This window comes from Bacillus sp. PS196, assembly GCF_037963555.1.
In the GTDB taxonomy this organism is placed as follows: domain Bacteria; phylum Bacillota; class Bacilli; order Bacillales; family Bacillaceae; genus Bacillus; species Bacillus subtilis.
In genome coordinates this window covers 2,376,392-2,397,595 of sequence record NZ_CP150159.1, presented here as the reverse complement: position 1 = coordinate 2,397,595, position 21,204 = coordinate 2,376,392, and the positions used below count along the sequence as shown (strand labels likewise).

Below are 21,204 nucleotides of genomic sequence, written 5' to 3'. Positions count from 1 at the left end.
TCTAAGAATGTCTCTCTAAGGCGGCAACGGCAAACTGTTCTTTGATTTCTGCGCTCCGTTTAGCTGTTTCTTCAATACAGTGAATAATTGCTTCTTCAAAGCGGGAGTCCTGTAAAGCGCGAAGACCTGCCTCTGTAGTGCCCCCAGGACTGGTGATTTCTTTACGCAGCTTTTCCGGCTGTTTGCCGCTTTGAAGGAGCATATCTGTTGCCCCTGCCATTGTCTGCAAAATGAGTGCTTTTGCCGTTTCTTTATCTAATCCTACTTTTTGTGCCGCTTTTTCCATCGCCTCAATATAACGATACACATAGGCCGGGCCGCTGCCTGCGATTGCAGTGACAGCGTCAAGATCTCGCTCCTCAACCAGTGTTGCATCACCGATTGTTTTCAATAGAGCTTTTGCGGCACTAATATCATTCTGGCTTGCTTCAGCGCTTACGGAAAATCCGGTTGCTGATTTTCTGATTGCCGCTGATGTATTCGGCATGACGCGAATGACCGGGAGCTTTCTGCCAAAATAATGCTGAATGGTTTCGATGGTAAGGCCTGCAAGTACTGAAATGACAAGCTGGTCCTTGATATACGGCCGTATGCTGTCGATGCTTTCCGCCGCGTCTTTCGGTTTGAAAGTGAGGATAATGATATCGGTGTGAGTGAAAAACTCATTTTTATCTCTGCATGGACGCACGCCGTACGTTTCCTTTAATTCAATCAGACGCTCGTCATTTGAGCGATTTGTAATATAGATATGTTCTGGTTTTGTGATGCCGCTTTGCAAAATGCCGTTGATCATTGCTTCTGCCATTGACCCGGCGCCGACAAATCCTATCTTTTTCATTGATATCCTCCTTCTATCAGAACAACAAAAAACCTTTTCATCACGTAAAGGACGAAAAGGTTCGCGGTACCACCCTCATTAGCACAAATTGTGCTCAGCTCAAATCCCCGTAACGCGGGAAACGTTTAGGTTTTCCTAACCGCGACTTGAGGGCAGGTTCTACAAACAAGCGGGCCGCAACACCTTTCAGCCGGGGGTATCGCTCTCTTAGGCCATTGCCTTGTATACTATTCCTCGTCATAGCGTTCCAATGGTTCTCGTTTTAGTTTGTTGTTCATTATGCAATGGCGGACAAGCTAATGTCAATAGCTTTTTCAAAAAGGTTTGTTCTCATTCTGCAATAATGACACAAGACCGAGAAAAAGCTAAAATATGAATAATGAATGAAGACAAGGAGCGAAAGGATGACAACTGAAGATGTAATTGCGATCCGCGTCCCGACGCCGTTTGCTGTCGGCGATGTTATCGTTTACCTCGTAAAAGGTGATGCACTGACACTTATCGATGCCGGGCCGAATACAAAAGAGGCTGCCAGAGCCCTGCAAGAGCAGCTTGCCGCTGTAAATGTGAAAATGTCAGATATCGAGCAGGTTGTACTGACTCACCATCATGCTGATCATGCAGGCTTGCTTGATGTCTTTTCAGATGAAATCGAAGTGATTGGGCATACATTCAACGAACCTTATATCAGCCGAAATCAAGCCTTTATGGATTGGCAAAAACGTTTTTTTCAAAAGCTGCTGCCTGAATTAGGCGTTCCATTTGATACGGGGAAGGCGGAAAAGCTGATTCGATCAGCGTACGCATTTTCCTGTACGAGATCTCTGACAAAATCAATCAGAGAAGGTATGGGCATAGATGGGCTTGAGGGCTGGTCTGTGTTGGAGATGCCTGGACATGCTGAATCGCATATCGTTCTGTTCCATGAAAAAAGCGGAAGGATGCTTGGCGGCGATCTACTGCTGGCCAACAGCTCGTCTAATCCGATTTTGGAAGCGCCGAAAGCGGGAGACGTCAGGTCAAAGCCTTTAGTGGATTATCAGCGGTCATTGCGAAGGCTGTCTCAACTTGATCCAACAATCGTATTTCCTGGTCACGGCGAGCCTATCACCAGTGTACAAGCGCTGATTGAGAAGCGTTTTGACAAGCAGAGGAACAGGACGGAGGATGTGCGTCGCATGCTGGATGAAAAGCCAATGACCGCTTTTCAGGTCTGTCAGCAGCTTTTTCCTGCTGTATATGAAAAGGAATTGTTTTTAACGATGTCAGAAACGGCAGGTCACCTTGATGTGTTGGAGGCTGAAGAAGCCATCACGTCATATTGGGAAGGAAATACCGCATACTTTAAAACAATGAAGAGGTGAAATGGGTGAAACATATAGCGGGAAAAAGGATTTGGATAACCGGCGCTTCAGGAGGGCTTGGTGAAAGAATCGCATACTTATGCGCGGCTGAAGGAGCCCATGTCCTGCTGTCGGCTAGACGCGAGGATCGTTTGATAGAAATCAAAAGGAAAATAACCGAGGAATGGAGCGGACAGTGTGAGATTTTTCCTCTGGATGTCGGCCGCCTAGAGGATATTGCCCGGGTCCGCGATCAGATCGGCTCGGTTGATGTACTGATTAACAATGCGGGCTTCGGTATATTTGAAACGGTTTTAGACTCTACATTGGATGACATGAAAGCGATGTTTGATGTGAATGTCTTCGGCTTGATCGCCTGTACAAAAGCGGTGCTTCCGCAAATGCTTGAGCAAAAAAAGGGCCATATCATCAATATCGCCTCTCAAGCGGGGAAAATCGCAACACCGAAGTCTAGCCTGTATTCCGCGACCAAACATGCCGTGTTAGGTTACTCAAACGCTTTGCGGATGGAGCTTTCGGGAACCGGCATTTATGTGACAACAGTCAACCCGGGACCGATTCAGACGGACTTTTTTTCCATTGCTGATAAAGGCGGGGACTACGCCAAAAATGTCGGCCGCTGGATGCTTGATCCTGATGACGTGGCAGCTCAAATTACAGCTGCAATTTTTACGAAAAAGCGGGAGATCAATCTTCCGCGTTTAATGAATGCCGGCACTAAGCTGTATCAGCTGTTTCCAGCTCTTGTAGAAAAGCTGGCAGGACGCGCGCTCATGAAAAAATAATGATGGAACTGCCTGTGGTGGAGTGGCTTGTTTCTCACGAGGCAGTTTTTGATAGTGGAAGGGAGAGATTGTTGAATGTCAGTTCATTCAGAAGTCCTTCATGCTCTGCTTAAAGATCCGTTTATTCAGAAACTGATTGATGCAGAGCCTGTATTCTGGGCAAATTCAGGCAAGAAAGAGGGGCCAATACCCCGTGCAGATGAGTCGGCAACCGAGATAGCGGAAGCGGAAAAAAGAATGCAGCGGTTTGCACCTTACATTGCCGAGGTGTTTCCTGAGACGAAAGGCGCTAAAGGAATCATCGAGTCTCCGCTTTTTGAGGTGCAGCATATGAAGGGAAAGCTGGAAGCGGCATATCAACAGCCATTTCCCGGAAGATGGCTTTTAAAGTGCGACCATGAGCTTCCGATTTCAGGATCGATTAAAGCGAGGGGCGGGATTTATGAAGTGTTAAAGCATGCTGAAAATCTCGCGCTTCAAGAAGGGATGCTTCAGGAAACCGATGATTACCGCATCTTACAGGAAGAGCGGTTTACCGGGTTTTTCTCCCGCTATTCGATTGCTGTCGGTTCGACAGGAAATCTAGGTTTAAGCATCGGCATCATCGGCGCGGCACTCGGCTTTCGCGTGACAGTGCATATGTCCGCCGATGCTAAGCAGTGGAAAAAGGATCTCCTCCGCCAAAAGGGAGTCACTGTTATGGAGTACGAAACAGATTACAGCGAAGCGGTGAACGAGGGGAGACGGCAGGCGGAACAAGATCCATTCTGTTATTTTATTGATGATGAACATTCTCGTCAGCTGTTCTTAGGATATGCTGTTGCCGCAAGCCGATTAAAAACACAGCTTGACTGTATGAATATAAAGCCAAGTCTTGAGACGCCCTTGTTTGTGTATCTGCCGTGCGGAGTCGGCGGAGGACCGGGCGGTGTAGCATTTGGGCTGAAGCTTTTATACGGAGATCATGTTCATGTGTTTTTCGCAGAACCAACTCATTCACCTTGTATGCTGTTAGGGCTTTATTCAGGACTTCACGAAAAGATCTCCGTCCAGGATATCGGCCTGGATAATCAGACTGCTGCTGACGGACTTGCCGTAGGGAGACCGTCAGGATTTGTCGGCAAGCTGATTGAACCGCTTCTGAGCGGCTGTTATACGGTAGAGGACAATACGCTTTATACTTTGCTTCATATGTTGGCTGTATCTGAAGATAAATATTTAGAGCCCTCGGCTCTTGCCGGCATGTTCGGGCCGGTTCAGCTTCTTACGACAGAAGAGGGAAGGCACTATGCTCAGAAATATAAGATGGAACATGCCGTACATGTCGTCTGGGGAACGGGAGGAAGCATGGTTCCAAAAGATGAAATGGCTGCGTATAACCGAATCGGTGCTGATTTGCTAAAAAAACGAAATGAAAAATAAGCAGACAGTGAAAAGGTTTTCCGTTACAATCTTTGTAAGGGTTTTAACCTACAGAGAGTCAGGTGTAAACAGTGAAAAATAAAGAACTTAACCTACATACTTTATATACACAGCACAATCGGGAGTCTTGGTCTGGTTTTGGGGGGCATTTGTCGATTGCTGTATCTGAAGAAGAGGCAAAAGCTGTGGAAGGATTGAATGATTATCTATCTGTTGAAGAAGTGGAGACGATCTATATTCCGCTTGTTCGCTTGCTTCATTTACATGTCAAGTCTGCGGCTGAACGCAATAAGCATGTCAATGTTTTTTTGAAGCACCCACATTCAGCCAAAATTCCGTTTATTATCGGCATTGCTGGCAGTGTCGCAGTCGGAAAAAGCACGACGGCGCGGATCTTGCAGAAGCTGCTTTCGCGTTTGCCTGACCGTCCAAAAGTGAGCCTTATCACGACAGATGGTTTTTTATTTCCTACTGCCGAGCTGAAAAAGAAAAATATGATGTCAAGAAAAGGATTTCCTGAAAGCTATGATGTAAAGGCGCTGCTCGAATTTTTGAATGACTTAAAATCAGGAAAGGACAGCGTAAAGGCCCCGGTGTATTCCCATCTAACCTATGACCGCGAGGAAGGTGTGTTCGAGGTTGTAGAACAGGCGGATATTGTGATTATTGAAGGCATTAATGTTCTTCAGTCGCCCACCTTGGAGGATGACCGGGAAAACCCGCGTATTTTTGTTTCCGATTTCTTTGATTTTTCGATTTATGTGGATGCGGAGGAAAGCCGGATTTTCACTTGGTATTTAGAGCGTTTTCGCCTGCTTCGGGAAACAGCTTTTCAAAATCCTGATTCATATTTTCATAAATTTAAAGACTTGTCCGATCAGGAGGCTGACGAGATGGCAGCCTCGATTTGGGAGAGTGTCAACCGGCCGAATTTATATGAAAATATTTTGCCGACTAAATTCAGGTCAGATCTCATTTTGCGTAAGGGAGACGGGCATAAGGTCGAGGAAGTGCTGGTAAGGAGGGTATGAAATTGTGCATCATATTGAACTATATGTCTCTGATTTGGAGGCGTCTAGGCGGTTTTGGGGCTGGTTCTTAAAAGAACTTGGTTATAAAGAGTATCAAAAATGGAGCTCAGGCATCAGCTGGAAGAAAGATCGTTTTTACCTAGTGATTGTGCAGGCGAAAGAGTCATTTCTAGAGCCGAAATACCATAGATGCCGAGTCGGTCTGAACCATCTCGCATTTCATGCTGAATCCAAGCTTCAAGTCGATCAGATGACTGAAAAATTGACGGCAAAAGGTTATCGTGTGTTGTACCGAGACAGGCATCCTTTTGCCGGAGGAGACGGGCATTATGCAGTCTTTTGTGAGGATCCAGACCGGATTAAGGTAGAGCTCGTTGCCCCAAGCTGTTAATCGTGATCTTCGGACAGGCTGTTCAGCTTTTTCTCAATGCGATCCAGCTGCGCTTTTCGGTTTTTCGCATACTTGAAGCCTGTAACAGCCGCAAAGACGACAGCGGCAAATATAATAAATACAAACAGCTGAAACATCACATCACCTATATTCATGTTCTTCACCTCATGTTTGCGGGAGAGATTCATTCTCTTCCGTTTTTTATGTAAAGCGGCTTTTCCAGACGGGAACGGTGTTTTGTGGTCTCCATTTTCATTTGCCGATAGGCGAACGCTAAAAATGGCAGGCCGAGCAGGGTAATGCCGCTCAGGACAGAAAAAATATAAATCGGCCGGCCAGCGCCAAACAGGTCTATACATATCCCCCCGACCCAAGGGCCGATGACGTTTCCGAGCTGTGAAAAACCGATTGCCCCGAAATAAGTGCCTTTTAATCCTGGTTTTGCAATCTGGTCTACATACAAATCCATCATAGAGAATAAAAGCACTTCGCCGATTGTAAATGTGATGACAATCATCACAATTGATGGAACACCGTGTGATACGGTGAAAATGGCCATGCTGATGCTAACCATCACATTACCGAGCATCAGAGAACAAAGCGGCGAAAACCGTTTTGCAAAATGGACAATGGGAAATTGCGTCGCCAACACAACGATTGCGTTTAATGTCAGCATCAGCCCATACAGCTTCGTTCCATTGCCGATCAAGGGGTTCTGCGCCATATACTGAGGGAATGTGGAACTGAATTGTGAGTAGCCGAAGGTGCATAGCGTAATGCCGACCAAAGCAATGGTAAAAAGATAATCCTTTTGCGTGACCATAAACGCTTCCCGCACGCTCATATTTCGGGACTGGGCTGGTGCTGATAAGGATGGATGTTTTTTAAATTGGAGGGCAAGCACAATTCCGTATAGTCCGTAAATGACTGCAGGCACCAAAAAGGGCGTAGTCGATTGCGATGAGCCGAAATATAGGCCAAGCACAGGTCCGAAGACAACGCCGATATTAATAGCCGCATAGCGTAAATTAAAAACTAGCAGTCTCGTTTTTTCTTCTGTCATATCAGACAGCAAGGCCTTTGAAGCGGGCTCAAACAGTGATTTGCAAAGACCGTTTAATGCGTTTACTACAAAAAACACCCAGAGATTAGATGCTGCCGCAAAGCCTGCAAATACCAGCATCCATCCGAAAATCGATACAAGCATCATGTTTTTTCTGCCGAATTTATCTGAGATATATCCGCCGTAAAAGCTTGCGAGGATGCCGACTGATGAGCTCGCGGCAATGACCAGCCCTGCATAGGAAGCTGATGCGCCTTGGACGGCTGTCAAATAAATCGCTAAAAAAGGAATGCTCATCGATGTTGCCATTCTGCCGAAAATGGTTCCGATTATAATTGTCCAGCTGATCGGGTGGATATCTTTCCATTTCTTCATGAATTATATTCTCTCCTGTATGTATGATCTTTCTCTATCATATATGAAAAAATTTCCTTCTCCAATAGATCGTTCAAAATATTTCGTTATTGACATGTAGTATGCCTGATTGTATGGATGGCAATATACTATGCGTTGAGGATGCGTGTGGCTGACGGAGTTTACATCTTGAAATTGAAGAAGGAAAATGACGGGATGTCCGATGAAAAGCAAAGCGATTGGTCAGTGAGAGTGTGTTAGTTTAAGCCGCCAGGACGTAGATCATATCGGCAGTGAAACCGGCTATGAGTCAAGATGTACGCTGAAAACCGGCATGGGCCGCATGACAGAACAAGAGAGCACATCTCTTCGAAAAAGTGTATACGCGTGATCATGGACAGCTTATTCCGTTTTGCGCGAGCACTGAGGGGAATTTTACGCCAGGCCATATGAATCTATGGAGCGTGAGAAAATCCTGCTTTTTTCTGTAAGCCTGAGACTGTTTATTTGTTTCAGGCGGTGTTTTCAAAGGGAAGCCGCATCAGCGGCTGAAAGAACTGACAGTCATGCGTTTAAGAGAACAGACCTTGGTTTGTGACATAGTCATAAATGATATCTTCTATATGCGCATGCAAATCCTCATCCGGTTCTTCATTCCGTCTCTCTTGTAGAGCCGCTTTCAGGCTTTGTTTTTCATACGGGCTTAACGGGTCTATAGCAACGTTTCTGCCGTATTGACGCAATGCCTGTCCCATCATTTTTTCGACAAATTTCTCCATCATGACTCTCCTATCCTTATGCTTCGCTTTTATTCTACTAAATGTTTTTCTTCTCTCAAACCCTTGGATCATATTTTCTGTCAGACAAGAATCATTTACCAGTATAAAACGAACATACTTTCGCATATAATGAAAAACGAACATAAGTTCTTTTTAGAGGTGTGTATGATGAAAGAAAAAGTGATTTTTCTCGTTGACATGCAATCGTTTTATGCATCTGTAGAGAAAGCGGAAAATCCACATTTGAAAAATAAGCCTGTCATTGTTTCGGGTGACCCTGAAAAAAGGGGCGGAGTGGTATTGGCTGCCTGCCCGCTGGCGAAACAAAAAGGTGTGGTGAATGCTTCACGGCTGTGGGAGGCGCAGGAAAAGTGTCCTGAGGCTGTTGTGCTCCGGCCGCGTATGCAACGGTATATTGATGTATCACTGCAAATTACGGCCATTCTCGAGGAGTATACAGACCTTGTGGAGCCTTATTCTATCGATGAACAGTTCATGGACATTACAGGCAGCCAGAAGCTGTTTGGGACGCCGATGGAGATCGCGAAAAGCATTCAGGGCAGAATCATGCGGGAGATCGGCGTTTATGCGCGGGTCGGAATCGGCCCTAACAAAGCGCTGGCCAAAATTGCGTGTGACAATTTTGCCAAAAAGAATAAGAACGGTATTTTTACCTTAACGAAAGAAAATATGAAAACCGAAATGTGGACGCTCCCGGTGGGCAGCATGTTTGGCGTCGGGAGCCGCATGAAGCATCATTTAAATCGAATGGGCATCAGCACGATCGGCGGGCTCGCGGCTTTTCCGCTCGATCTTTTAAAAAAGAAATGGGGCATTAACGGCCACGTGCTGTGGATGACGGCAAACGGAATCGACTATTCCCCTGTGTCAACTTCGTCTCTGGACGGGCAAAAGGCGATAGGCCATGGAATGACTCTCCCGAGAGACTACGAACACTTTGACAAAGAAATCAAGGTCGTATTGCTTGAGCTGAGTGAAGAAGTGTGCAGGCGAAGCCGAAACGCCGGGGTCATGGGGCAGACGGTGTCAGTGAGCTGCCGGGGTGCTGATTTTGATTGGCCGATGGGCTTCAACCGGCAAGTGAAGCTGGCAGAGCCGACTAATTCTACGCAGGATGTATATGAGGCTGTACGCCGGCTGTTTCTTACATTTTGGGACGGGAAACCTGTCCGCCGTCTCGGTGTCAATCTGTCTCAGCTCTCATCTGATGACATATGGCAGCTCAATTTATTTCAGGATTATGCAAAGAAAATGAGCCTAGGCTATGTGATGGATGGCATTAAAAATCGATTCGGCGATACAGCAATCATCAGGGCGGCGTCACTGACAGCGGCAGGCCAGGCATTTGAACGTGCGGCTAAAATAGGGGGGCATTATAAATGAACGACCATTTAAAAAGGGGCAACCTGCTGTGGGAAGGGAGCAGGATGTTTCTGCCGGAACATAAGCAAAACCTGCTGGAGAGAAAGCGACTTAAACAGAAGCTGCAAAAGCCGATCCTTGACCCCGATAAGCTGGAAGAGATGAATCAAACGCTTTGCGTCGCGATGGAGTTTGCTCAGGATATCACTGTCAGCTGCTTTCAGGACGGTGAAATTGTCCGCTGCACCGGGAAAATCTGCCGGTATGAAGAGTTTGAAAAAGCAGTATGGATAAAAGGAGACGAGGATCATCTTTATAAGCTGAAACTTGATCAAGTGCTTGATATTGTGCTGTAAAGTCTTTCCTCCTGCTTGGGGGAGAAATAGGCGTAAAATGATCAAACATTGTTCCCTCGGCAGTCTGGAAACGTATGATAAAGGAAAGAAGGCATTTACAATTCCAGCCAGGCAAAATATAATTTTTATATTGTGAGAAAAAGAGCTGACATTCGTTTTGCCAGACGGAGGGAGATCAAATCGTAATGGATATTCGAACAATCATGTCTTCAGATTATGAAATGGTAACGTCTGTACTGAATGAATGGTGGGGCGGCAGACAGCTGAAAGAAAAATTGCCGAGACTATTTTTTGAGCATTTTCAGGACACAAGCTTTATTACATCCGAACATAACAGCATGACGGGATTTTTAATCGGATTTCAATCGCAATCGGATCCTGAAACGGCGTACATTCATTTTTCCGGTGTGCATCCGGATTTCAGAAAAATGCAAATTGGGAAACAATTGTATGATGTATTTATCGAAACAGTAAAACAAAGAGGCTGCACCCGGGTAAAGTGCGTCACTTCACCTGTGAATAAGGTATCAATCGCATATCACACAAAATTGGGGTTTGATATTGAAAAGGGCACCAAGACGGTAAATGGCATCTCAGTGTTTGCAAACTATGATGGTCCGGGCCAAGACAGGGTACTGTTTGTCAAAAACATATGAGGGGGAAATATGATGGATTTTTTATCAAAAACACCTGAGCCTCCTTACTATGCAGTCATTTTTTCTTCTGTCAAAAGCGAAAATGACACAGGATATGGAGAAACAGCGGAGCGGATGGTATCACTTGCGGCGGATCAGCCTGGATTTTTAGGCGTGGAAAGCGTACGTGAAGCGGATGGAAGGGGCATCACAGTTTCCTATTGGGACAGTATGGACGCAATTAACCATTGGAAGCATCACACTGAACATCAAGCGGCAAAAGAAAAAGGAAAAAGCCTTTGGTACGAGTCGTATGCAGTCCGCGTCGCAAAAGTCGACAGACAGCGGCTGTTTCAGGAGAACACGAATGATTGAATTTCTCCAGCATAAGGAAGCCGCTATAGCGCGTGAGATTTTAGCCATACAGATCCCCGCCTACATAAAGGAAACAGAGATTATCGGTTTTGACGGTATTCCCGCTTTACAAGAGAAGGTGAAGGATATTCAAGCATCCCATGAACGGTTTGCGGGATATCGGAAAAACGGCAAGCTGATCGGTGTCATTTCATATGAGAAAAACATGCATCATCTCACCATTTGCAGGCTTGTTGTGCATCCTGACGGTTTCAGAAAAGGAATTGGACGAGCACTTCTGCAATTTGTCATTGATCATAATGAAGACGCTGAGAAAATCGAAGTAGTCACAGCCGAGAACAATACCCCGGCCGTGTCACTCTATACACAGGCTGGATTCCAAAAGGCAGAAACCGTCAAAGCAGCGCAGGGTCTATTGCTGTCGGTCTTTCATTTGTATCCGAAAAGAAAAGTTGAGGTCATTCTCTACAACGAAAAATGGGCAGAATGTTTCGATGAAGAAAAAGAACGGCTGAAACTTGTGTTCGGGCCGGAGATTATCGCTGTTCATCACATCGGAAGCACATCAATACCGAACATGGCAGCGAAGCCAATCATTGATATGTTAATTGAAGTCAGAAGCATTGAAGCCGTGAGCCAATTTGATGAACAAATGAAGGCTAACGGCTATACACCAAAAGGTGAGAACGGCATAGCGGGCAGGCGTTATTTCCAAAAGGGCGGAAATAAACGCACTCATCATGTCCATATGTACGAACAGGGAAACCCTGCTATTGAAAGGCATCTGTTATTCAGAGATTATCTCAGATCTCATCCAAACATAGCGAAAGAATACGCCGTTCTCAAAAAACGGCTGGCGGCCCAGCATCCTGACAGCATCAATCAGTACATACAAGGGAAAGATGAGTGGATCAAGACTGCAGAAGAAAATGCGAAGCGGTGGAAAAAAGGCAGAAACAATGCGAATGGCAGTGTTGTATGCTACAATAGCGAAAATGATGAAAACGGGGGTTTCACCTTATGAACATACATGTGACAGATGCAGCAAAACAGGCACTGCAGCAGGCGTTTGACGCCAACCCGGGGAAAAAAGCCCAGCTTCGTTACGATGCAGAAGGATGCGGCTGCGCGGTAAGCGGTGTCCCGACAATCTGGCTGGCAGAAGAATTAACGGGACAGTGCGAGCAGCTGGAAACGAACGGCATTCCGCTGTATATCCAATCGTCACAAAAAGTGTTTTTTGACGATCAAATGACGATCGATTACAATGAAAAAGCCAAAACATTGGCGCTGAAAAGCCCGGCTGAAATGCTCAGCCCCAGAATGAGCATATTAGTAAAGTAGGAGACGCGAAACGTGGAACAAAAGCTGAAGGCAATGAAGAACACAGCACAAAATAAAACGTGGGTATCCTTCCTGAATCAAAACCATCCCTATACCTTGCTTCACTGGTCAATTGGAGGAGCAGAGTCCATCAAGAAAGATGTCTGGCTATTGCAGGATGAAATGACCTTCGAGACGCAGGAGTTTACAACGATAGATCTTGCGATTGAATGGATCAGAGAAAATATGGATGGCATTACCGACGTTCTGTAACATAAAAAAGCGAAAGAGCCGAAGAGGCCTTTCGCTTTTTTATTCTGTTGAATCATTCATGTTGTCTAAAAACTCCTGCACTGTTTTTCGGTACGTATCCCGATTTTTGGTATATGACATGGCGTGTTCACCGTTCTCGGCAATGTACAGCGCTTTCGGCCCGCGTTTCTTTTCATAAAGCCGCTCGGTTGAAGAAACAGGAATGTAGTCATCATCCTTACTGTGAATAAAGAGGACCGGCTTTTCGATTTTATCAATGACAGCAAGCGGAGATACTTCACGTGCGCGATAGCCGCCTCTCAGCTTCAAAAAGAAGTCGGCGATAGGAAGCAGGGGCCAAGACGGGAGCCTGTATTCCGCTCTCAGCCGGTAGGCAAGCTGTTCATCAAAACATGCGAACGGACAATCGGCAATATAAAAATCAGCGCCATCGCTGCAGTGTGCACCAGCGTAAAGCAGGGCGGTCACAGCTCCCATCGACTCACCGTGAATTCCGATCAATCCGCGATGATTTGTTTTGTTTTTGAGCCAGCTGACAACTTTATTGAGATCATCCTTTTCGTAAAACCCGTAGCTGGTCGTCTTTCCGCCGCTTTGGCCATGCCGGCAGTGGTCGTAAATGAGAGACATTCCAGCCGAGATCAAGAAATAAATGCATATACTTAAGAGAATTCAGCACATTCATGGTTACCCCGTGGCAGATGATGATGGTATTTGGTGTGTCATGCGGTGCGACATGGTATCCTTTTATGTCGTACCCGTAAGCGGAGGGTATCACAAAAGCGGTTTTCTCCATTTGCTCAAATGATTCAAACACATCATGTCCGTTGTCTGTCTCTCTTTTGATAATGTCTTCATCCGTTTTTTTCTTGATGAATAGAATCATATTTGAAAAAACAATTCCGATTGCGATGACAGCTGTTACGAGAGCGCCAATGGCCAAAAGGATTTTCTTCAAAAGTCACAGCACCTTTCAACTAAATATATAGGCAATTCGTGTTTGAAATCATTATACCTAAACACTGCTCCGCTGAGAAAGTGACCAGAAGAGAGTCTGCTTGTTCAGTGTATATGCTCCGTGATAAACTGTCTTCAAAACAAAACATGGGGGAAGTCTGAATGAAAAAACAAAAATCCGCTGACAAACACCAGCTAAAAGACGGCCTTCAATCCGATATCAAAGCAAAGCTTATGGAGATGAAGAGCCAATTGAAGGAAGAGGATGAAAAGAGGCAGGAAAGAGAAAAAGCAGAACAGATCAGAAAGAAAAAAGAGATCGAAAAAAATAAGAGCTTTGAAGAACTCCTAAATGAAAGCCAAATGGATTGGCATCAATATAAATAAACCAGCACCCGTACAGGTGCTGGTTTTTCTGCTATGAGCGATGAGCTTTGTAAATGTCTTGTTTCGTATGAGATTGGAGCGCTTTGATTTCCTCTTCGGTTAAACGCCGTGCATTTGCTGCCTGAATATTTTCCCGTAACTGCTCAATCTTACTGGCGCCTGTAATCACTGAAGCGACAGCCGGCTGTGCTAGCAGATACTGCAGCGACTTTTCTGTCATGGAAAGATCGGGAGCCACTTCCTCCATTGCCTTGCGGGCATTTGTCAGTTCCTCGAATGAATAGGACAAGTACCCGTTTTGTTTCATACTGTCTGAAGCTTGATCAAGCGGTTTTTCAGTTAAGAGCCCTTTTGCAACAGGACCTCTGGCGACTACGCTGATTTGATGTTTCTCTAAAAGCGGGAGCCATTCCTCAGGGCGTCTGTCAAACAGGCTGAATTGCATCATAATGCTGACGATGTTTGATTTTTTTACATATTCTTTAATCACATTCGGGCGGATGGAAGAAATGCCGTAGTAGCGGATGACACCTTCTTGTTTTAATTCCTCAAACGCTTCAATCGTTTCATCAATGTTGTCCTCTATCGTGCCGCCGTGGAGCTGATAAAGGTCGATATAATCTGTTTTCAGACGTGTAAGGCTCTTTTTTACCGCCTCTTTTATGTAAGCTTTTGAAGGGTCCCAATACCAGCCCTCGCTTCCGTCATCCCAACGGTTTCCCGCTTTTGTTGCCAGAATAATATCATGGCGTCTGTTTTGGATCGCATCACCGACAATTTCTTCGTTGCGTCCCCGGTCATACAAATCCGCTGTGTCCAAATAGTTGATGCCGAGCTCGATCGCTTCATCCAGAATGGACAATGCTTTGTTTTTTTCAGTTCCAAGAGACATACAGCCGAGTCCGACTTCACTAATGTCTAAATCAGATGTACCCAATTTGCGCTTTCTCATGTGCACACTCCTTTTTTAGGCTTTGTATTGACCGTAATATAAAGGAGCTAAAGTTTCAACTTTTATGGCTTTGAGATCCAATCTTTCACATATTGAAATGTGCGTCCATACTCTTTTAACTTCGCCCGAATTTCCCATGCTTTTCCGACTAAGACAACACCTTTTGGCATGCGGTGCACTTTCACGAAGAAGCCCCCTTTTGCTCTAGTATGATAAAATGTATGGGGCATCATATAGAGACAGAACGGGAGATGAAGAAATGAAATCATTAGAAGAAAAAACAATTGCCAAAGAACAGATCTTTTCGGGTAAAGTCATTGATCTTTATGTCGAGGATGTAGAGCTGCCAAACGGCAAAGCCAGTAAACGTGAAATTGTGAAACACCCTGGAGCTGTAGCGGTACTAGCCGTCACAGATGAAGGGAAAATCATCATGGTCAAACAATTCCGTAAGCCGCTTGAGCGGACGATCGTTGAAATTCCGGCCGGTAAGCTTGAAAAAGGTGAGGAGCCGGAGTATACGGCACTTCGGGAACTTGAAGAGGAAACCGGTTATACAGCAAAAAAACTGACAAAAATAACTGCGTTTTATACATCACCCGGATTTGCAGATGAAATCGTTCACGTTTTTCTTGCTGAGGAGCTTTCTGTGCTTGAAGAAAAACGGGAGCTTGATGAGGACGAGTTTGTTGAAGTGATGGAGGTGACGCTTGAAGATGCGCTAAAGTTGGTTGAATCGCGTGAAGTATACGATGCTAAAACAGCCTACGCGATTCAGTATCTTCAGCTGAAAGAAGCGCTCCAAGCACAAAAATGAAAAAGATTTACGCGGATTTGCACATTCATATCGGCCGGACCTTTACAGGAAGGGCTGTCAAAATAACAGGCGCCAAAACATTAACACTGGACAGAATTTTGGTTGAGGCCAGTGAACATAAAGGAATTGAACTCCTCGGCATTATCGACTGTCATTCTCCGGAAGTCATTCTAGAGCTTGAGGAAGGCATTTCATCTGGAAAATATCGCGAGCTTGACGGGGGAGGAATCCGTTATCGCAGCACGACTCTTTTATTGGGGAGCGAGCTGGAGATTTATGATGAAGCCTGCAGCGGACCGATCCATGTGCTCGTATTTATGCCGACGCTGGCTGCTATGAAACAGTTTTCAAACTGGCTGTCAGCCCGGCTGAAAAATATTCATTTAAGCTCGCAGCGGATTTATGAAACGGGCTTAAACCTGCAAAAAAAAGTGCAGGATATGGGCGGCTTGTTTATCCCCGCCCATATCTTTACGCCGCATAAAAGCTTATATGGAAAAGGGGTTAAATCAAGCTTAACTGAGGTTTTTGATCCATCTATGATAGACGCGGTGGAGCTTGGATTAAGCTGTGATACAGACATGGCATCACAGGTATCTGAATTGAATCCGTATCCTTTTTTAACAAATTCTGATGCGCATTCGTTGGGGAAAATCGGCAGAGAATATAATGAACTATATGTGCAGTCAGCTGATTTTACTGAATTTGCTCTTGCATTAAAGGGACAAGATGACAGGAAAATTATCGCAAATTATGGCTTGGACCCGTTATTGGGGAAATATTATCAGACGGCTTGCGAAGCGTGCGGAGAGCCTGCTGTAAGCGGGGAAACAGCGTGCGCGAATTGCGGAAATGCCAGATTTACCAAGGGAGTCAGCGAAAGATTGCGTGAATTGAGTGATCAGCTTGAAGATCGCGTCCCGCGTCCGCGATATGTACATCAGATCCCGCTGCAATTTGTTCCGGGTGTAGGTCCGAAAACGCTGGACAAACTAAAAAAAGCCTTCGGAACAGAAATGGCTGTTCTTCATGAGGCTGCAGAAGAAGATTTGGCTCGCGTTGTCCCGCCGAAAACCGCGGCGCTTATCGTAAAAGCGAGATCCGGAAAATTGGAATTGAAAGCCGGAGGAGGAGGAACCTACGGTAAAATTAAACCGTGAGCTAAAGATTAACTCAGTTCCTCCTGTACTTTTCTTTTTGTGCGTATAAAGGTAATCAGCTGGATGATTTCATCTTCACTCAGCGGCTTGCCATCAACAGAAATGGTAAAGTCAAGGCTGCTCCACGTGGCCAATTCTATGGCCTGAGGAGCAGTCTGCTTTTGTTTCTCGCGGCCTAAAAGTTCATCGCAGGTTGTGTCAAAGAGGTCAGCCAGCATGGCAAGCGCTTCAAGTGAAGGCCGTCGGTAGCCTGACTCGTAGCCGGCATATGTGCTTTTTGCGATACCGAGAAGGTCAGCTGTATATTGAAGCGACCAATTTTTCTTTTTTCTCAATTCAGTTAAACGATCTAGATTCATGAACTTCCGCTCCTTTTTCACCTTGAGCTGATTATATCATATAGGTATTAGGAAGTGTACGCGAATTGAATAATAATGTCTTGCGTATTTTATTTTCCGTGTCTATAATTGCATTAAAAGTATGCGAAAAGCGAATACCTTCTCGCAACCCATCTTTAGATACAGTGAAGAGGTGCATGGTATGAAAAAATTATTGATGTTGACAACTGGGGGAACGATTGCTTCAGTTGAAGGGGAAAATGGGCTGGCTCCCGGAGTCAAGGCTGATGAATTATTAAGTTACGTATCAAAACTTGATAACGATTACACAATGGAAACTCAGTCGCTTATGAATATAGACAGCACCAATATGCAGCCTGAATACTGGGTGGAAATAGCGGAAGCCGTTAAGGAAAATTATGATGCCTATGACGGGTTTGTTATTACTCACGGTACAGATACAATGGCCTATACATCTGCCGCACTATCGTATATGCTGCAGCATGCCAAAAAGCCGATTGTCATCACCGGCTCGCAGATTCCGATCACGTTCCAAAAAACCGATGCTAAAAAAAATATTACAGATGCCGTTCGATTTGCCTGTGAAGGCGTGGGCGGCGTTTATGTTGTATTTGACGGCAGAGTCATTCAGGGAACGCGTGCGATCAAATTAAGAACGAAAAGCTACGACGCATTTGAAAGCATCAATTACCCATATATCGCTTTTATCAATGAAGACGGGATCGAATACAACAAACAAGTAACGGAACCTGAGAACGACACCTTCACAGTTGACACCTCACTATGCACAGATGTATGTCTGCTGAAGCTGCATCCAGGCTTAAAGCCCGAAATGTTTGATGCCCTGAAAAGCATGTACAAAGGAATTGTCATTGAGAGTTATGGCAGCGGAGGGGTGCCGTTTGAAGGCAGAGACATTTTGTCAAAAGTGAATGAGCTGATCGAAAGCGGCATTGTCGTGGTCATTACGACTCAATGTCTTGAAGAAGGCGAAGACATGAGCATTTACGAAGTTGGCCGCAGAGTCAACCAAGACTTAATTATCCGATCAAGAAATATGAACACAGAAGCGATTGTGCCAAAATTGATGTGGGCACTAGGTCAGTCTTCGGATCTTCCTGTCGTCAAGAGAATTATGGAAACGCCGATAGCTGATGACGTTGTCCTGTAAAATGTAAAAACGATAACCAGCAAAGAGAAAGAAGGTTAAAGATTATGTTAAACGGCCAAAAAGAATATCGCGTGGAAAAAGACTTCCTTGGGGAAAAACAAATTGAAGCAGATGTTTATTACGGAATTCAGACGCTCCGTGCTTCTGAAAATTTCCCGATCACAGGATACAAAATCCATGAGGAAATGATTAACGCACTGGCGATTGTGAAAAAAGCTGCGGCTCTTGCTAACATGGACGTAAAACGGCTGTATGAAGGAATTGGCCAAGCTATCGTACAAGCCGCTGACGAGATTCTGGAAGGCAAGTGGCACGATCAGTTTATCGTCGATCCGATTCAGGGCGGTGCCGGAACTTCTATGAACATGAACGCGAATGAGGTTATCGGAAACCGGGCGCTTGAAATCATGGGACATAAAAAGGGAGATTATATCCATTTAAGTCCAAACACACATGTGAACATGTCACAGTCTACGAACGATGTGTTCCCGACTGCTATCCATATTTCCACATTGAAGCTCTTAGAAAAACTGCTGAAAACAATGGAAGATATGCATAGTGTGTTTAAGCAAAAAGCACAGGAGTTTGATTCTGTTATTAAAATGGGCCGGACACACCTTCAAGATGCGGTTCCGATCCGTCTTGGCCAGGAATTCGAAGCTTACAGCCGTGTTCTCGAGCGAGATATCAAACGAATCAAGCAATCGCGCCAGCACCTATATGAAGTCAACATGGGCGCAACTGCTGTTGGTACAGGGCTGAACGCTGATCCTGAATATATCAAACAGGTAGTAAAGCACCTTGCTGATATTAGCGGGCTTCCTCTTGTCGGCGCTGATCATCTTGTTGATGCGACACAAAATACAGATGCCTATACAGAGGTATCAGCTTCATTAAAAGTCTGCATGATGAACATGTCGAAGATCGCAAACGACCTGCGCTTAATGGCGTCGGGACCGCGCGCCGGACTTGCGGAAATTTCTCTGCCTGCACGTCAGCCGGGTTCATCTATTATGCCGGGGAAAGTCAATCCGGTTATGGCGGAGCTGATCAACCAAATTGCGTTCCAGGTTATCGGAAACGACAATACAATCTGCCTTGCTTCAGAAGCCGGCCAGCTTGAGTTGAACGTCATGGAGCCCGTGCTTGTCTTTAATTTGCTTCAATCCATCAGCATCATGAACAACGGCTTCCGTTCGTTCACTGACAACTGCTTAAAAGGCATTGAAGCCAACGAAAAGCGTATGAAGCAATACGTAGAAAAAAGCGCAGGCGTGATCACAGCTGTCAATCCGCATCTTGGGTATGAAGCGGCAGCTAGAATTGCCAGGGAAGCAATTATGACAGGGCAATCTGTCCGGGATCTTTGCCTGCAGCATGATGTGCTGACTGAAGAAGAATTGGATATTATTTTAAACCCATATGAGATGACCAAACCAGGTATCGCGGGGAAAGAACTATTAGAAAAATAAAATTTGTACAAAATACAGCTTATTCATCTCCGAATAGTCGGATGAATAAGCTGTTTACAACATAGGGATGAGGAAGTATAGTATACGTGTTGCACTATATATTGAAAGCGTTTTAGCTTTTACATGAAGGGGGACTTCTTTTGAAGGATGTAAGATTGCCAACACTATTTGAAATTATTATTGTACTAGGAGTATTTTTAGCACTTGTTCTATCGTTTACAGTCTTTCTCGACTTGCCGATACAGCTGGCGCTTTTTGTTTCATGGTTTATTGCAATGCTTTTAGGTATAAGACTCGGTTATTCTTATAAAGATTTACAAAATGCGATTGTACATGGAATATCAAATGGCCTTGAAGCCGTACTGATTCTCGTTTCAGTTGGGGCGCTCATCGGAACATGGATTGCCGGAGGCGTTGTGCCGACTTTGATTTATTACGGACTGGAATTTATTCACCCAAGTATCTTTTTACTGGCAACGTTAATTATTTGTTCCATTATGTCTGTGGCAACAGGAACGTCATGGGGAACAGTCGGAACTGCCGGCATTGCCATGATCGCAATTGGAGAGGGGTTAGGCATTCCGCTTCCTCTAGTAGCGGGAGCTATTCTTTCAGGTGCTTATTTTGGGGACAAGCTGTCTCCGCTGTCTGACAGTACAGTTCTAGCTTCTTCACTATCAAAAGTCGATGTATTGGCTCACGTGAGAGCAATGCTTTATTTATCAATACCTGCTTATGTCATTACAGCTATACTCTTTACAGTTGTTGGATTTATGTACGGCGGGAAAAATATTGATCTTGATAAAGTTGAATTCTTAAAATCATCTTTGCAAAACACGTTTGACATTCATATTTGGATGCTGATCCCGGCAGTTCTCGTCATAGTCTTATTGGCGATGAAAAAGCCATCTATGCCGGTTATCGTAATTGGCGCTTTACTCGGTGCAATCTGGGCTGTTGTTTTCCAAGGAATGGATATTGCTCATGCGATTGCAACTGCGTACAACGGCTTCTCTATTAAAACTGATGTTGAATTTTTGAACGGCTTGTTAAACCGCGGTGGAATTGTCGGTATGCTTGATTCTCTCGTCGTCATCATCTTTGGCCTTGGTTTTGGCGGTCTGCTTGAGAAACTCGGCGTGTTAAAAGTCATTGTTTCAACATTTGAAAAGAAATTAACTTCAGCCGGCAATGTCACATTGTCTACACTGATCGTAGCGTTTTTAGCAAACATCTTCGGCTGTGCGATGTATGTATCTCTTATTTTGACTCCGAAAATTATGGAAGACAGCTATGATCGCTTACATCTGGACAGAAGAGTGTTATCACGTAACTCAGAGGTCGGGGGAACATTGACTTCGGGGATGGTTCCTTGGTCTGATAATGGGATTTACATGGCTGGTATTTTAGGTGTTTCTACCTTCTCTTATCTGCCGTTTATGTGGCTCAGTTTTGTAGCAATAGGTCTTGCAATTATCTATGGTTATACAGGAAAATTTATATGGTATACGAAAAACAATACAGTTAAAGCCGAAAAACTAGGCTAATAGGGGAGGA

Annotated in this window: 25 protein-coding genes and 1 pseudogene; 18 read left to right on the top strand and 8 right to left on the bottom strand. The window is 44.9% G+C overall.

Annotated features, from left to right (window positions below; genetic code table 11):
- Nucleotide 1: 1 nt before the first annotated feature.
- Nucleotides 2–838 carry a pyrroline-5-carboxylate reductase gene (proC, locus tag NST79_RS12395; RefSeq protein WP_212058854.1) on the bottom strand — a complete coding sequence of 279 codons (837 nt, stop codon included), beginning with the start codon at nucleotides 836–838 and terminating at the stop codon, nucleotides 2–4.
- 404 nt (nucleotides 839–1,242) lie between these two features.
- On the opposite strand from proC, the gene NST79_RS12390 reads away from it, so the two are divergent.
- The 5 genes from NST79_RS12390 to NST79_RS12370 all read left to right on the top strand — a co-directional run bounded on the left by NST79_RS12390 (nucleotide 1,243) and on the right by NST79_RS12370 (nucleotide 5,831).
- Nucleotides 1,243–2,202 carry an MBL fold metallo-hydrolase gene (locus NST79_RS12390; protein ID WP_043857773.1) on the top strand — a complete coding sequence of 320 codons (960 nt, stop codon included), beginning with the start codon at nucleotides 1,243–1,245 and terminating at the stop codon, nucleotides 2,200–2,202.
- Nucleotides 2,203–2,207: 5 nt separating this feature from the next.
- Nucleotides 2,208–2,987 carry an SDR family oxidoreductase gene (locus NST79_RS12385; protein WP_015483409.1) on the top strand — a complete coding sequence of 260 codons (780 nt, stop codon included), beginning with the start codon at nucleotides 2,208–2,210 and terminating at the stop codon, nucleotides 2,985–2,987.
- A 75-nt stretch (nucleotides 2,988–3,062) separates the two neighbouring features.
- Nucleotides 3,063–4,409, top strand: coding sequence for a D-serine ammonia-lyase (gene dsdA / locus NST79_RS12380; RefSeq protein WP_192857883.1), 1,347 nt, complete (start codon nucleotides 3,063–3,065; stop codon nucleotides 4,407–4,409).
- A gap of 71 nt (nucleotides 4,410–4,480) precedes the next feature.
- Nucleotides 4,481–5,440 carry a type I pantothenate kinase gene (gene coaA, locus NST79_RS12375; protein ID WP_003245966.1) on the top strand — a complete coding sequence of 320 codons (960 nt, stop codon included), beginning with the start codon at nucleotides 4,481–4,483 and terminating at the stop codon, nucleotides 5,438–5,440.
- Between the two features lie 4 nt (nucleotides 5,441–5,444).
- Nucleotides 5,445–5,831: a VOC family protein gene (locus NST79_RS12370; protein WP_003230391.1), complete on the top strand. Its 387-nt coding sequence runs from the start codon at nucleotides 5,445–5,447 to the stop codon at nucleotides 5,829–5,831.
- On the opposite strand, the gene NST79_RS12365 is transcribed toward NST79_RS12370, so the two are convergent.
- The 3 genes from NST79_RS12365 to NST79_RS12355 form a co-directional block, all read right to left on the bottom strand.
- On the bottom strand, nucleotides 5,828–5,986 hold the full coding sequence (locus NST79_RS12365) for a hypothetical protein (RefSeq protein ID WP_004398585.1): 159 nt from the start codon (nucleotides 5,984–5,986) through the stop codon (nucleotides 5,828–5,830). The two genes, NST79_RS12370 and NST79_RS12365, sit on opposite strands and share 4 nt — an antisense overlap.
- 29 nt (nucleotides 5,987–6,015) lie before the next feature.
- Complete coding sequence (locus tag NST79_RS12360) at nucleotides 6,016–7,269, bottom strand: MFS transporter (RefSeq protein ID WP_015714218.1); 1,254 nt, start codon at nucleotides 7,267–7,269, stop codon at nucleotides 6,016–6,018.
- A 551-nt stretch (nucleotides 7,270–7,820) separates the two neighbouring features.
- Nucleotides 7,821–8,027 (bottom strand): YqzH family protein, encoded by a 207-nt coding sequence (locus NST79_RS12355; protein ID WP_015251766.1) that lies wholly within the window; start codon nucleotides 8,025–8,027, stop codon nucleotides 7,821–7,823.
- 165 nt (nucleotides 8,028–8,192) lie between these two features.
- On the opposite strand from NST79_RS12355, the gene NST79_RS12350 reads away from it, so the two are divergent.
- The 7 genes from NST79_RS12350 to NST79_RS12320 all read left to right on the top strand — a co-directional run bounded on the left by NST79_RS12350 (nucleotide 8,193) and on the right by NST79_RS12320 (nucleotide 12,372).
- Nucleotides 8,193–9,431, top strand: a complete 1,239-nt coding sequence (locus NST79_RS12350; protein ID WP_212058853.1) for a DNA polymerase IV — start codon at nucleotides 8,193–8,195, stop codon at nucleotides 9,429–9,431.
- Entirely contained in the window at nucleotides 9,428–9,766 is a 339-nt protein-coding gene (locus NST79_RS12345) for a YolD-like family protein (RefSeq protein WP_015251767.1), read from the top strand. Before NST79_RS12350 ends, NST79_RS12345 begins: the two co-directional genes overlap by 4 nt.
- A gap of 185 nt (nucleotides 9,767–9,951) precedes the next feature.
- Nucleotides 9,952–10,422, top strand: a complete 471-nt coding sequence (locus NST79_RS12340) for a GNAT family N-acetyltransferase (protein ID WP_015251768.1) — start codon at nucleotides 9,952–9,954, stop codon at nucleotides 10,420–10,422.
- 9 nt (nucleotides 10,423–10,431) lie between these two features.
- Nucleotides 10,432–10,776: an antibiotic biosynthesis monooxygenase gene (locus tag NST79_RS12335; RefSeq protein WP_015251769.1), complete on the top strand. Its 345-nt coding sequence runs from the start codon at nucleotides 10,432–10,434 to the stop codon at nucleotides 10,774–10,776.
- Nucleotides 10,769–11,800, top strand: coding sequence for a bifunctional GNAT family N-acetyltransferase/GrpB family protein (locus NST79_RS12330; RefSeq protein ID WP_015251770.1), 1,032 nt, complete (start codon nucleotides 10,769–10,771; stop codon nucleotides 11,798–11,800). The genes NST79_RS12335 and NST79_RS12330 overlap by 8 nt, the downstream gene beginning before the upstream one ends.
- The gene (locus NST79_RS12325) at nucleotides 11,797–12,120 is read left to right on the top strand and encodes an iron-sulfur cluster biosynthesis family protein (protein ID WP_003226552.1); all 324 of its coding nucleotides are present in this window, start codon (nucleotides 11,797–11,799) and stop codon (nucleotides 12,118–12,120) included. The genes NST79_RS12330 and NST79_RS12325 overlap by 4 nt, the downstream gene beginning before the upstream one ends.
- Before the next feature lie 12 nt (nucleotides 12,121–12,132).
- Nucleotides 12,133–12,372: a YqkC family protein gene (locus NST79_RS12320; RefSeq protein WP_003230411.1), complete on the top strand. Its 240-nt coding sequence runs from the start codon at nucleotides 12,133–12,135 to the stop codon at nucleotides 12,370–12,372.
- A gap of 39 nt (nucleotides 12,373–12,411) precedes the next feature.
- On the opposite strand, the pseudogene NST79_RS12315 reads toward NST79_RS12320, so the two are convergent.
- Nucleotides 12,412–13,330: pseudogene (locus NST79_RS12315) on the bottom strand (alpha/beta hydrolase).
- A 161-nt stretch (nucleotides 13,331–13,491) separates the two neighbouring features.
- Between NST79_RS12315 and NST79_RS12310 the strand changes: the two are divergent.
- On the top strand, nucleotides 13,492–13,716 hold the full coding sequence (locus NST79_RS12310) for a YqkE family protein (protein ID WP_003230416.1): 225 nt from the start codon (nucleotides 13,492–13,494) through the stop codon (nucleotides 13,714–13,716).
- A gap of 31 nt (nucleotides 13,717–13,747) precedes the next feature.
- Here the strand turns inward: NST79_RS12310 and NST79_RS12305 are convergent, their stop codons facing one another.
- Together NST79_RS12305 and mciZ are read right to left on the bottom strand one after the other, a co-directional pair.
- Nucleotides 13,748–14,668, bottom strand: coding sequence for an aldo/keto reductase (locus tag NST79_RS12305; protein ID WP_212058852.1), 921 nt, complete (start codon nucleotides 14,666–14,668; stop codon nucleotides 13,748–13,750).
- Between the two features lie 62 nt (nucleotides 14,669–14,730).
- Nucleotides 14,731–14,853 (bottom strand): Z-ring formation inhibitor MciZ, encoded by a 123-nt coding sequence (mciZ, locus tag NST79_RS12300; protein ID WP_003230420.1) that lies wholly within the window; start codon nucleotides 14,851–14,853, stop codon nucleotides 14,731–14,733.
- A gap of 74 nt (nucleotides 14,854–14,927) precedes the next feature.
- Here mciZ and nudF point away from each other — a divergent pair, with 74 nt between their 5' ends.
- Both nudF and NST79_RS12290 read left to right on the top strand, forming a co-directional pair.
- Entirely contained in the window at nucleotides 14,928–15,485 is a 558-nt protein-coding gene (gene nudF / locus NST79_RS12295; protein WP_004398600.1) for an ADP-ribose pyrophosphatase, read from the top strand.
- Nucleotides 15,482–16,645: a TIGR00375 family protein gene (locus NST79_RS12290; RefSeq protein WP_131227591.1), complete on the top strand. Its 1,164-nt coding sequence runs from the start codon at nucleotides 15,482–15,484 to the stop codon at nucleotides 16,643–16,645. The genes nudF and NST79_RS12290 overlap by 4 nt, the downstream gene beginning before the upstream one ends.
- Nucleotides 16,646–16,653: 8 nt before the next feature.
- Here NST79_RS12290 and ansR read toward each other — a convergent pair whose 3' ends face one another.
- A complete protein-coding gene (ansR, locus tag NST79_RS12285; protein WP_017695932.1) occupies nucleotides 16,654–17,004 on the bottom strand; it encodes an HTH-type transcriptional regulator AnsR in 351 nt (116 codons plus the stop codon).
- Between the two features lie 181 nt (nucleotides 17,005–17,185).
- On the opposite strand from ansR, the gene ansA reads away from it, so the two are divergent.
- The 3 genes from ansA to mleN all read left to right on the top strand — a co-directional run bounded on the left by ansA (nucleotide 17,186) and on the right by mleN (nucleotide 21,194).
- Nucleotides 17,186–18,175 carry an asparaginase gene (ansA, locus tag NST79_RS12280; RefSeq protein WP_003230428.1) on the top strand — a complete coding sequence of 330 codons (990 nt, stop codon included), beginning with the start codon at nucleotides 17,186–17,188 and terminating at the stop codon, nucleotides 18,173–18,175.
- Between the two features lie 44 nt (nucleotides 18,176–18,219).
- Nucleotides 18,220–19,647, top strand: a complete 1,428-nt coding sequence (gene aspA / locus NST79_RS12275) for an aspartate ammonia-lyase (protein ID WP_003230430.1) — start codon at nucleotides 18,220–18,222, stop codon at nucleotides 19,645–19,647.
- A gap of 140 nt (nucleotides 19,648–19,787) precedes the next feature.
- A complete protein-coding gene (gene mleN / locus NST79_RS12270; RefSeq protein ID WP_003230432.1) occupies nucleotides 19,788–21,194 on the top strand; it encodes a malate-H+/Na+-lactate antiporter MleN in 1,407 nt (468 codons plus the stop codon).
- Nucleotides 21,195–21,204: the final 10 nt, after the last annotated feature.

Excerpts from the sequence above, each read along its gene's own strand:
- ansA (WP_003230428.1), top strand. The coding sequence starts at position 17,186 with ATGAAAAAATTATTGATGTTGACAACTGGGGGAACGATTGCTTCAGTT.
- ansR (WP_017695932.1), bottom strand. The coding sequence starts at position 17,004 with ATGAATCTAGATCGTTTAACTGAATTGAGAAAAAAGAAAAATTGGTCG.
- NST79_RS12305 (WP_212058852.1), bottom strand. The coding sequence starts at position 14,668 with ATGAGAAAGCGCAAATTGGGTACATCTGATTTAGACATTAGTGAAGTC.
- NST79_RS12365 (WP_004398585.1), bottom strand. The coding sequence starts at position 5,986 with ATGAATATAGGTGATGTGATGTTTCAGCTGTTTGTATTTATTATATTT.
- aspA (WP_003230430.1), top strand. The coding sequence starts at position 18,220 with ATGTTAAACGGCCAAAAAGAATATCGCGTGGAAAAAGACTTCCTTGGG.
- proC (WP_212058854.1), bottom strand. The coding sequence starts at position 838 with ATGAAAAAGATAGGATTTGTCGGCGCCGGGTCAATGGCAGAAGCAATG.
- NST79_RS12390 (WP_043857773.1), top strand. The coding sequence starts at position 1,243 with ATGACAACTGAAGATGTAATTGCGATCCGCGTCCCGACGCCGTTTGCT.
- NST79_RS12310 (WP_003230416.1), top strand. The coding sequence starts at position 13,492 with ATGAAAAAACAAAAATCCGCTGACAAACACCAGCTAAAAGACGGCCTT.
- NST79_RS12360 (WP_015714218.1), bottom strand. The coding sequence starts at position 7,269 with ATGAAGAAATGGAAAGATATCCACCCGATCAGCTGGACAATTATAATC.
- NST79_RS12325 (WP_003226552.1), top strand. The coding sequence starts at position 11,797 with ATGAACATACATGTGACAGATGCAGCAAAACAGGCACTGCAGCAGGCG.
- NST79_RS12345 (WP_015251767.1), top strand. The coding sequence starts at position 9,428 with ATGAACGACCATTTAAAAAGGGGCAACCTGCTGTGGGAAGGGAGCAGG.
- NST79_RS12340 (WP_015251768.1), top strand. The coding sequence starts at position 9,952 with ATGGATATTCGAACAATCATGTCTTCAGATTATGAAATGGTAACGTCT.
- NST79_RS12290 (WP_131227591.1), top strand. The coding sequence starts at position 15,482 with ATGAAAAAGATTTACGCGGATTTGCACATTCATATCGGCCGGACCTTT.
- NST79_RS12355 (WP_015251766.1), bottom strand. The coding sequence starts at position 8,027 with ATGGAGAAATTTGTCGAAAAAATGATGGGACAGGCATTGCGTCAATAC.
- nudF (WP_004398600.1), top strand. The coding sequence starts at position 14,928 with ATGAAATCATTAGAAGAAAAAACAATTGCCAAAGAACAGATCTTTTCG.
- NST79_RS12335 (WP_015251769.1), top strand. The coding sequence starts at position 10,432 with ATGATGGATTTTTTATCAAAAACACCTGAGCCTCCTTACTATGCAGTC.
- NST79_RS12330 (WP_015251770.1), top strand. The coding sequence starts at position 10,769 with ATGATTGAATTTCTCCAGCATAAGGAAGCCGCTATAGCGCGTGAGATT.
- dsdA (WP_192857883.1), top strand. The coding sequence starts at position 3,063 with ATGTCAGTTCATTCAGAAGTCCTTCATGCTCTGCTTAAAGATCCGTTT.
- NST79_RS12350 (WP_212058853.1), top strand. The coding sequence starts at position 8,193 with ATGATGAAAGAAAAAGTGATTTTTCTCGTTGACATGCAATCGTTTTAT.